Raw genomic sequence first — 10716 nt, forward strand, 5'->3', positions numbered from 1 at the left:
TATTTAAGCTAACAAGAAATCGGGTAGCCAATTTGTATTACTACAACTTAGCCCCCTAAGAACTGTACAAGCAAATTTCTCTGCATACAGCTCAAGCCTTTCTATTAACTGCTACGCAGTCGGTTTCGCAACGTTCAAATTCAGGCGATGAATTTGTTGGTGACACTCGGGATGTACTAAACATCTGTTATTTAGTGAATCTGTTCCACCATACATTTTGTAAATTATATGATGATCGTGCCAGCCGCTTTCTTTCGTTATTGACGTATTACACAATGCACATTTTCCTTTCTGCTCTTTGTAAAGAGCTTGCCATTGCTGCCTGTGTGATTGTTCATCATACATTCTGGCTTGAGCAAGGTTTTCTCCATACATTTCCCATTCAGGTAAAAATGGCTTGTATTGTGATTTTATCTTTCTGTGTCGCTTAATTTTCACATATCCACAATAGAGTAAATCTATTGGGATTTGTTCTCCTTTATTACTGTTGGTGACTGTGCCGAAAATCCAATTCCGAGTTGCATTTGAATAAAAGTATTTCTCTTTAATCCAGATTTTTCCTTTGTTTGGATGTCTTCGTCTGCACCAACGCCATAAGGCTTTCCAAATTAAACTATCCATTCGGTTAAATATCACTTTAGCCACAACGTGTTTATGATAGTTTGTCCAACCTCTTATCATTGGATTTAATACTTTTATTAGGTCATCTTGTTTCGCCATTTTCATTTTTGAAATTGATTGTTTTACCTTGTCATAAAATGCTTTTGCGTTTTTCTTACTTGGTTTAATAATCAATTTTTTATCAAAACGTTTAACAGTCCAACCTAAAAAGTCAAATCCGTGTTCGATATGCACTACCTTGGTTTTACTTTCCGATAAGGAAAGTCCTCTTTCTGCAAGAAAGTTTTTCACCATAGGGATAACTTGTTCTTCCAGTAATTCTTTTGATATACCTGAAATAATAAAGTCATCTGCATACCTAACGAGGTATGTCCGATGTTTTGCTATTTTAAGACTATTCTTTGCACCAAAGTGCTTGATTAGCTCTTTTTCTAACCCATCTAACGCCATATTTGCCAACGTTGGAGAGATAATACCACCTTGCGGTGTCCCCTCCGTTGTTGGTTTTAGTTGACCGAACTCAACAACACCTGATTTTAACCATTTCTTGAGTATTCGCTTATTCATTGGAATATGCTTGAGTAGCCAGTCGTGGTTAATAAAATCAAAACAACCATGTATATCTGCATCCAGTACCCATTCTGCCATTTGGCGAGATTGGTTTCCTTTTGTTGAAAATATACTATGTATATGTGATATAGCATCTGCCGTTGAACGGTTTAATCTAAATCCATACGAATTATTGTCTGCTGTTGTTTCTGCTATGGGTTGCAATGCTAGTAAATACAACATTTGCATTGCTCTATCTTTCATCGTGGGTATGCCTAATGGACGTTTCTTCCCATTTGACTTTGGAATGAAAACCCGTCTTAATGGTTTAGGTTGATACCCTTTACTTGATAGATCTTGTATAGCAATCCATTTGGATTCAGGTGTATCCCAAATCCGTTTATCAATACCAGCGGTTCGTTTGCCTGTATTTTCCGTCACCCGTCGTACTGCTAATGCTTTTGCATAAAACGAGTGGGTAAGCATTCGTTGTAATTTTTTAACCTTACGCCAATTGCTTTCCTGTGTTGCCTTCGCAATCCGCACCTGCATTCCTTTCACATATCGGTTTGCTTTATACCAATTGATATAATGCCATTGCGATATATGTGAGGTCGCTGGAGCTAGACTGCTTACTAATTTCTTAGTATGATGAGTTTGCTCTTTCATACTTACCTCCGTTGAGAGATAAGTTTTCTTGGTAAATTAATAGTACCTCTTTCAGTTTGGACACCTCAAGAGTTGCTATTATTACCAATAGACTTACACTCTTGAGTTATCGCTAAGGATAAAGAGTGCGTGCGTTGGTTTTGTTTGATTTTTTTCAATCAGCAAGCCAACGCTCGCTTTTATCCCATCTAAACTTTAAAGGAATTTGTCAGACATCTTGCGATGAAAGACCGGTTAGAAGTCTGCACCCTTTCGGGTTAGGTCATATTTCATACCCTATTTGTATCATTACAGTACAACCTTCGCTTTCTCTAACTTCTTTTACCTACACCTCCAACAGCATTGCTTACGCGTTGCCTGCCTTTTCAGGCAGAAATATAGGCTTACCAAGTTCCATTATTACTACACGGATAGGGAAGATATAGTCTGTTTCCCGACAGTGTTTATGATGACGTATCCCAAGGCTAAAATGAGATAACCCACTGCATACCTTTTGGTTCAAGCCGATAGCGACCGTAGGCTTGTTCTACATAACGAGAATTACGACTATTCACTTACGTTTATCTTTCTATCCAACCTAGCCCCTCAACCCAATGGTCGTTTCGAGTCTCTTATTAATACCTCACAATATTAATAACCTTATCGGGGGTACATTGTCAGGAAGCTCCGCACAAAACCGTTGCCGGTTATGCACTATCCCTAGGTTACTGTTAGTCATATAACAGGTTACACTCATTTATTTCTTCGCAACTGCATATATCAACGTTGAAACAAATTGTAACAATAGTAATAACAGCTTACTCATACTTAACTAAGTTGTTACCTAATACAGCAATAAATAAGCCTTTGCTGGTTTGCTTTAAAACTTACTTTATCCATTAAACAAATGTTTAATAGTACTTTGTTTACGTTTAATCCTCTAATAGGAAATAACTAACCTTTAACAAATAAAAGCTCATTTGTTAGTAATGATTATTTCAATGAAAGGGGATTTGGGTAAATTTAGACCGAGAAGTAGCCGTGCTGTTCCGCAAGCCATTCACGGACAACTATTACTTTCAAGTTGCTGAGAGTGTTTCTTAATAAAAGAATATCCCGAAGTACAGTAAATAAAGATAAGTGTAAAGGTGGCAACCAAATAGAAGAAATTCCACTTTCTTCTACTCGAACCGTCTCAGATTGCTACGGTATCTTTCGGACTTTATTTATAGTAGGGTTGAATAATCATTCTTTATGGACGATATGACGTTTTGGATTTGACCCAAGTCACTCTATAAATAGGCGACTAACGGTAGTCCTATCTTTCGATAACGGATCTTGCTTGCTTACTCCTCTTAATATTTATCTAAATATTAAGTACATAAAAGTGAAGACCATACCTTATTACCGCATAAAGTTGGAGATATTCTTACCAACTTAGAACTAGATCTTGAGCAACGCTCCTTTTCTAGTCTGCTACCCAAACTCTTCCCGAGAAGATCTGAATAGTCAAGAGAAAGCTACATTACATAGCTTTCTCTTAATTGAGTTAAATCCTTGATATATAAGGATTTAACCCCCAGTAAGCACGACACTTGTCGCACTTAGCCTTTGTAGTTATAGATGTGAGCTACTAAGTCTAATACTTTGTTTGAATAACCGGTTTCGTTATCGTACCAAGATACTAATTTAACGAAAGTATCTGTTAATGCGATACCCGCGTCAGCATCGAAGATAGAAGTTAATGCACAACCGTTGAAGTCTGTAGATACTACTGCATCTTCAGTGTAACCTAAAACGCCTTTTAATTCGCCGTTGAAAGTTTTACCTTCAGCTGCATCTTTGATAGCTGCTTTGATTGTTTCGTATGAAGCTGGTTTTTCTAAGTTAACAGTTAAGTCAACAACAGATACGTTTGGAGTAGGAACGCGGAAGGCCATACCAGTTAATTTACCGTTTAATGCCGGTAATACTTTACCTACTGCTTTAGCTGCACCAGTTGATGATGGGATGATGTTTTGTGCTGCACCACGACCACCACGCCAGTCTTTCGCTGATGGACCGTCTACAGTTTTTTGAGTTGCAGTTGTTGCGTGAACTGTTGTCATTAAACCATCTTTGATACCGAAAGTTTCGTGGATAACACGTGCTAAAGGTGCTAAACAGTTAGTTGTACATGAAGCGTTAGACACGATATCTTGACCTGCATAAGCAGAGAAGTTAACACCGCGAACGAACATTGGAGTAGCGTCTTTAGATGGACCGGTCATAACTACTTTTTTTGCACCTGCAGTGATGTGTTTACGTGCAGTTTCGTCAGTTAAGAATAAGCCGGTTGCTTCAACCGCAATATCAACACCGATAGCGCCCCAGTTTAAGTTTGCCGGATCGCGTTCAGCTGTTACACGAATTGTTTTACCGTTAACAACTAAGTTACCATCTTTTACTTCAACAGAGCCATCGAAACGACCGTGAGTTGAATCGTATTTTAACATGTATGCCATGTATTCAACATCGATTAAGTCGTTGATACCTACAACTTCGATGTCATCACGTTGTTGTGCAGCACGGAATACAATACGACCGATACGGCCGAAACCATTGATACCAATTTTAATTGCCATAAGATTTTCACCTATATTTTTAAGTTAAACAAAATTATCACGATTCAGTTTACTTATTTTTGAGTAAACCTAGTCGTCACTTTGCGATTATAGCACGGTTTCTTTTCAGAACAATCCAGACTATGAAAATAACTATAACAAATAAGCTTTATGTGATCTATGTCAAATTTTTAAAGAAAATTTAATCGCTCGAAAAAACGCCGAAAAATTTCCCCGCACTTTTTGATAAATTTTGGCATAATAGCAATAAGGTTAATTCCATTGTGTAAAAGGAAATTCTATGTCTCAAGGTAACTTATATATTTTGTCTGCACCGAGTGGCGCGGGTAAGTCTTCATTGATTGCAGCATTGCTAGAAAAAGATATGGCGAAGAAAATGATGGTGTCGGTTTCTCATACTACGCGCCAACCGCGCCCAGGTGAAGAAAATGGGGTTCATTATCATTTTGTTGATGTGGCTGAATTTGAGCTACTGATTGACCAAGGGGCTTTTTTAGAATACGCGAAAGTATTTGGGGGGAATTATTACGGTACTTCATTGCCTGCAATTGAAAAAAATCTTGCGGCAGGCATTGATGTGTTTTTGGATATTGATTGGCAAGGCGCACAACAAATTCGTGAGAAAGTGCCTAGCGTAAAAAGCATTTTTATTTTACCGCCTTCTTTGGCAGAGCTGGAACGCCGTTTGATTGGGCGTGGGCAAGATAGTTCAGATGTCATTGCTGAACGGATGTCAAAGGCGATGGATGAAATTTCCCATTATAATGAATACGATTATGTCATTGTAAATGATAATTTTGAGCAGGCTTTAGCGGATTTACAAAGTATTTTGCGTGCAGAAAAATTAACTTTAGGCTATCAAGATAGTCAAAATCGCGCGTTGATTCAGGAACTACTGGCAAAATAACTTGGGTTTTAGTATCATAAACAACCCTTTTTAAGAAATAGACATCACTTTGGAGTAAAAATATGGCTCGTGTAACAGTACAAGAAGCTGTTGAGAAAATTGGTAACCGTTTTGATTTAATTTTAACGGCTGCGCGCCGCGCAAGACAATTGCAATTAAACCAGCGTGAACCTTTGGTGCCTGAAGAAAATGATAAACCAACGGTTATTGCATTACGCGAAATTGAAAAAGGCTTAATCAACAACGACATTATGAATATGCAAGAGCGTCAAGATGTGTTAGCTCAAGAGAAAGTAGAAACAGAAGCGGTTTCTTTATTAACAGAGCCAAGTTTGACGCAAGCTAGTTTTGTGGATGTTGAAGCTTAATTAAAGCTATATTTCTTATCGATTTGCACGTTCACGTTTAGTTATTGATTTTATAAAAAGGTATTGTTTATGGAACTCTTTGCCCCTTTAGATAAAATTATTCAGGCTTATTTGCCTAAAGAACAAATTAAATTAGTTGAACGTGCATTTGTTATCGCTCGTGATGCCCACGAAGGGCAATATCGTTCAAGTGGCGAACCCTATATTACCCACCCGGTTGCGGTTGCCGCTATTATTGCGGAAATGCGTCTTGATCATGAAGCGGTAATGGCGGCATTATTGCATGACGTTATTGAAGATACACCTTATACAGAAGAACAATTAGCTGCTGAATTTGGTCATCATGTGGCTGAAATTGTTGAAGGTGTTTCTAAACTTGACAAACTTAAATTTCGTACACGTCAGGAAGCACAAGCTGAAAGCTTCCGCAAAATGATTTTGGCGATGACCAAAGATATTCGAGTTGTGCTGATTAAGCTTGCTGACCGTACGCATAATATGCGGACATTAGGTGCGTTGCGTCCAGATAAACGCCGCCGTATTGCGCAAGAAACTCTTGAGATTTATAGTCCATTAGCCCATCGCTTAAGGATTGAGCATATTAAAAATGAACTTGAAGATCTTTGTTTCCAAGCGATGCATCCACAGCGTTATGCGGTTATCAACCGCGTCATACAAGACGCTCGAGCGAAAGGCAAAGAATTAATTCAGCCGATTTTAGATAATCTTTCTGAATCGCTACATAAAGCGGGTATCCCTTCGCGAGTTTATGGGCGAGAAAAACCCGCTTTTTACATTTATCAATCCATAAAAAATCATTCTCAAAAATTTCGGACTATCTTGGATATTTATAACTTCCGAGTCGTTACGCATAATGTGGATGATTGTTATCGTGCGTTAGGCTGTGTCCATCATTTATACAAGCCTAGAGCAGGGCAGATCAAAGATTATATTGCTGTTCCAAAAACCAATGGTTATCAGGCTTTGCATACGGCTACTATTGGTGCGAAAGGTATTCCTGTCGCTGTTCAAATCCGTACAGAAGAAATGGATAAAATTGCCAAAATGGGCGTAACGGCGCATTGGATGGTGAAACAAGATGGCAAAACAGATAATACGACCGCGCAAATTAAAGCACAACGTTGGTTAGAAAATATTATCGAATTGCAACAAAGTGCGGGCAATTCTTTCGAGTTTATTGAAAGTGTGAAATCTGACTTGTTTAGCCATGAGATTTATGTATTTACGCCTAAAGGTCGTATTATCGAGTTACCCGAAGGGGCGACAGCCATTGATTTTGCCTATGCTGTACATACTGATGTGGGGGATTCTTGTGCCGGGGCAATTGTTGATCGCGCTGATTATCCGTTAACACGCCCATTAGTATCAGGACAAACGGTAGATATCGTAACGTCACCAAGTGCCAAACCACGAGAAAGTTGGTTGAACGCCGTGGTGACAGGACGCGCTAAATCAAAAATTCGTCAAGCATTGAAAACGCAAGAAGAACAGACCGCACTTTTTGTACCGGCACGCATTTATCATTATGCGGATTGTTGTCATCCTATTGCGGGAGATAAAGTACGAGCTTATGAGTCTGTATCCAATGAATGGGTGGTTCACCATGCAAATTGTCAAAGTTTGGTGCGTCACCCTGAAAGTATTGATCTTCAAATTGAAAACGAAGGACAAGATTTTGAAGTGGAATTGCGTGTATCATTCCAAAATTCAGCGGACTTGGGCAATTTGTTAGTAGCCATTACGTCTGCCCATAGCAATATTCATTCTGTTTGGTCAGAAGATGATGAGAAAAGTAGTTTTGCTATTTTATTAATTACCGCTAAAGATACTAAACATTTGACAACTATTGTGCGTAAAATCCAAAGTTTACCGAATGTTATCTCAGTGACCCGTAACGTGAATGCGTAAGCTATGACTCATTTGCAATTTCTTGATGCTGTACCGTTAACAAGCCTGTCCGGTGTCGGTGCAGCAATGTCTGAAAAACTTAGCCGCCTTGGCATTAATAATCTTCAAGATCTGCTTTTTCATTTACCAACGCGCTACGAAGATCGTACGCGTATTACCCCGATTGCCAATGTTCGTCCTGAACAATATTCCACTATTGAAGGTGTTGTGCAAACCTGTGAAGTGGCATTTGGACGGCGTCCCATTTTGACGGTAAGTTTATCCGATGGCACCTCTAAAATCACCTTACGATTTTTTAATTTCAATGCAGGGATGCGTAATAGTTTCCAGATTGGTACGCGAGTAAAAGCCTTTGGTGAAATAAAGCGCGGTCGATTTATGGCGGAAATTCATCATCCTGAATATCAAATTATTCGGGATAATCAACCGATTCAGTTAGAAGAAAATTTAACGCCAATTTATGCCACAACAGAAGGTCTGAAACAAAATACGTTGCGTAAACTGACGGATCAAGCATTGGCGTTGCTGGATAACATTCCCATCGCAGAAATTCTTCCCCAAGAATTTAATCCTCATGCTTTTAGTCTAAAGGACGCGATCCGTTTTTTACACCGTCCTTCGCCCGATGTTTCTTTGGATATGTTAGAAAAAGGGCAACATCCAGCACAAGTGCGGTTAATTTTTGAAGAATTATTAGCGCATAATTTGGCGATGCAAAAAGTCCGTTTAGGCACGCAGCAACATTATGCATTGCCGTTATTGCCACAAACGGATTTAAAACAGCGTTTTTTAGCCACGTTGCCATTTCAACCTACCAATGCACAAGCGCGTGTGACGGTAGATATTGAACAAGATTTAAAGCGCGAATATCCTATGATGCGTTTAGTTCAAGGGGATGTCGGTTCGGGAAAAACATTAGTTGCGGCATTGGCAGCGTTGTCTGCTATTGATAATGGCAAACAGGTCGCTTTAATGGCACCGACTGAAATTCTTGCGGAGCAACACGCGGAAAATTTTCGCCGTTGGTTTGAGCCATTAGGGATTTCAGTGGGCTGGCTGGCAGGGAAAGTTAAGGGCAAGGCGCGACAAAAGGCAATGGATGAAATTCAGTCTGGCTCAGTGCAAATGGTGGTAGGCACCCATGCCTTGTTTCAAGAAGAAGTAGAATTTGCCGATTTGGCGTTAGTTATTATTGATGAACAACATCGTTTTGGGGTTCATCAACGACTAATGTTGCGCGAAAAAGGGGAGAAAGCCGGTTATTGTCCTCATCAATTGATTATGACTGCCACGCCTATTCCAAGAACTTTAGCAATGACAGTTTATGCGGATTTAGATACCTCTATCATTGACGAATTACCTCCAGGGAGAACGCCGATTACGACCGTAGTGGTTTCTGAGGAACGCCGCGCGGAAATTGTTGCTCGAGTACATCATGCTTGTACAAATGAAAAGCGACAAGCTTATTGGGTTTGCACATTAATTGATGAAAGTGAAGTATTAGAAGCTCAAGCGGCAGAAGCTATTTGGGAAGATCTAACCAAAACTTTACCGCACTTACGCATTGGCTTGGTTCATGGGCGCATGAAACCTGCTGAAAAACAGGAAATTATGGCAAGTTTTAAAGCGGCAGAACTGGATGTTTTGGTGGCGACAACAGTCATTGAGGTTGGAGTGGATGTGCCCAATGCAAGTTTGATGATTATTGAAAATGCGGAACGATTAGGCTTATCGCAATTACATCAATTGCGTGGGCGCGTTGGGCGCGGGAGTACGGCATCATTTTGTGTATTAATGTATAAACCACCGTTGGGCAAAATTTCACAAAAACGCTTGCAGGTATTGCGGGATAGTCAAGATGGTTTCGTGATTTCGGAAAAAGATTTGGAAATCCGTGGGCCGGGGGAAGTGTTGGGGACAAAACAAACGGGGATTGCGGAATTTAAAGTGGCAAATTTAATGCGAGATCGCCGCATGATTCCAACCGTTCAACATTATGCTAAAGCATTGATAGTGAAGTATCCTGATGCCGCAGATGCGTTAATTAAGCGTTGGCTAAATAATAAAGAAATTTATAGTAATGCATAGTCATTACATTGCTATTACAAAGTGCGGTCAATTTTTAATGAGTTTTCTATTTATATTATATGGCAGATAAAGCAACAATTTTATTTTTTGATTCGGGGGTAGGGGGCTTTAGCGTTTATCGTGAAGTGCTCGATTTATTGCCGCAGCATCATTACTTATATGCGTTTGATAATGAAATGTTTCCTTTTTCAGAAAAAACGGAAGATTTAATTATTCAGCGCACGGTGGCTGTGTGCAAAAAAATTAACGAGACCTATCCGCTAGATTTAATTGTCATTGCATGCAATACGGCAAGTACGGTAGTTTTGCCCGCATTACGTGAGACCTTCGATATTCCTATTGTGGGGACTGTTCCTGCAATTAAACCGGCAGCGCAAATTTCTGAAACTAAGCATATTGGCTTATTGGCGACAAAAGGGACAGTAAAACGTCCTTATGTTGATAAATTGATTGAGCAATATGCGTCTGGTTGTCAGGTAGAAAAATTGGGTTCAACGAAGTTAGTGGAAATTGCACAGGATAAAATTCAAGGGGATTCGGTGGATTTAATTGCGCTACGAGATGAGCTTGCGGTATGGAAGAATATCGAAGATTTGGATACGGTTATTTTAGGTTGTACGCATTTTCCTTTAATTAAAGATGAAATACGAATCTGTTTGCCACAAGTGCAACATTTTATTGATCCAGGATTGGCCATTGCGAAGCGCGTGGCATTTTTATTGGAAAATGTGAAACTGCGGTCAAAAAATGAAGTAGAAAATTTAATTTTTTGTACGAAACAATTTGAGATACAGAATAAATTTATGCAGGCGTTGAAGCATCGTTGGGGATTTGAACGTTTGATTGTGCTGAATTTAGATGAATAAAGTAGCACTTTGACTGAGAAATAGGCAGTTGTAAATTAATTTCAAATTTTTTGAAAAAAAGTGCTTGCAAAGGATTTTGAAATCCCTATAATACGCCCCACACAACGACGCGCTGT

Annotated in this window: 7 protein-coding genes; 5 read left to right on the forward strand and 2 right to left on the reverse strand. The window is 39.3% G+C overall.

The annotated features are described in order from the left end of the window. Positions 1-111 precede the first annotated feature (111 nt). Positions 112-1839, reverse strand: a complete 1728-nt coding sequence (gene ltrA, locus E7T07_RS10540) for a group II intron reverse transcriptase/maturase (RefSeq protein ID WP_135711098.1) — start codon at positions 1837-1839, stop codon at positions 112-114. 1583 nt (positions 1840-3422) lie between these two features. Continuing rightward, complete coding sequence (gap, locus tag E7T07_RS10550) at positions 3423-4442, reverse strand: type I glyceraldehyde-3-phosphate dehydrogenase (protein WP_135711099.1); 1020 nt, start codon at positions 4440-4442, stop codon at positions 3423-3425. 280 nt (positions 4443-4722) lie between these two features. Here gap and gmk point away from each other — a divergent pair, with 280 nt between their 5' ends. From gmk to murI, 5 genes are all read left to right on the forward strand, one after another. Then, positions 4723-5349 (forward strand): guanylate kinase, encoded by a 627-nt coding sequence (gene gmk, locus E7T07_RS10555; RefSeq protein ID WP_135711100.1) that lies wholly within the window; start codon positions 4723-4725, stop codon positions 5347-5349. A 62-nt stretch (positions 5350-5411) separates the two neighbouring features. Beyond that, positions 5412-5717, forward strand: coding sequence for a DNA-directed RNA polymerase subunit omega (rpoZ, locus tag E7T07_RS10560; protein ID WP_135711101.1), 306 nt, complete (start codon positions 5412-5414; stop codon positions 5715-5717). Positions 5718-5786: 69 nt separating this feature from the next. Further along, positions 5787-7646, forward strand: coding sequence for a RelA/SpoT family protein (locus E7T07_RS10565; protein WP_135711102.1), 1860 nt, complete (start codon positions 5787-5789; stop codon positions 7644-7646). 3 nt (positions 7647-7649) lie between these two features. Continuing rightward, positions 7650-9734, forward strand: a complete 2085-nt coding sequence (gene recG, locus E7T07_RS10570) for an ATP-dependent DNA helicase RecG (protein WP_135711103.1) — start codon at positions 7650-7652, stop codon at positions 9732-9734. Between the two features lie 59 nt (positions 9735-9793). Next, entirely contained in the window at positions 9794-10600 is an 807-nt protein-coding gene (gene murI / locus E7T07_RS10575) for a glutamate racemase (RefSeq protein ID WP_135711104.1), read from the forward strand. The last annotated feature ends 116 nt before the right edge of the window (positions 10601-10716 follow it).

Origin of the sequence: Actinobacillus porcinus (assembly GCF_901764995.1) — a bacterium.
GTDB classification, from domain to species: Bacteria; Pseudomonadota; Gammaproteobacteria; order Enterobacterales; family Pasteurellaceae; genus Exercitatus; species Exercitatus porcinus.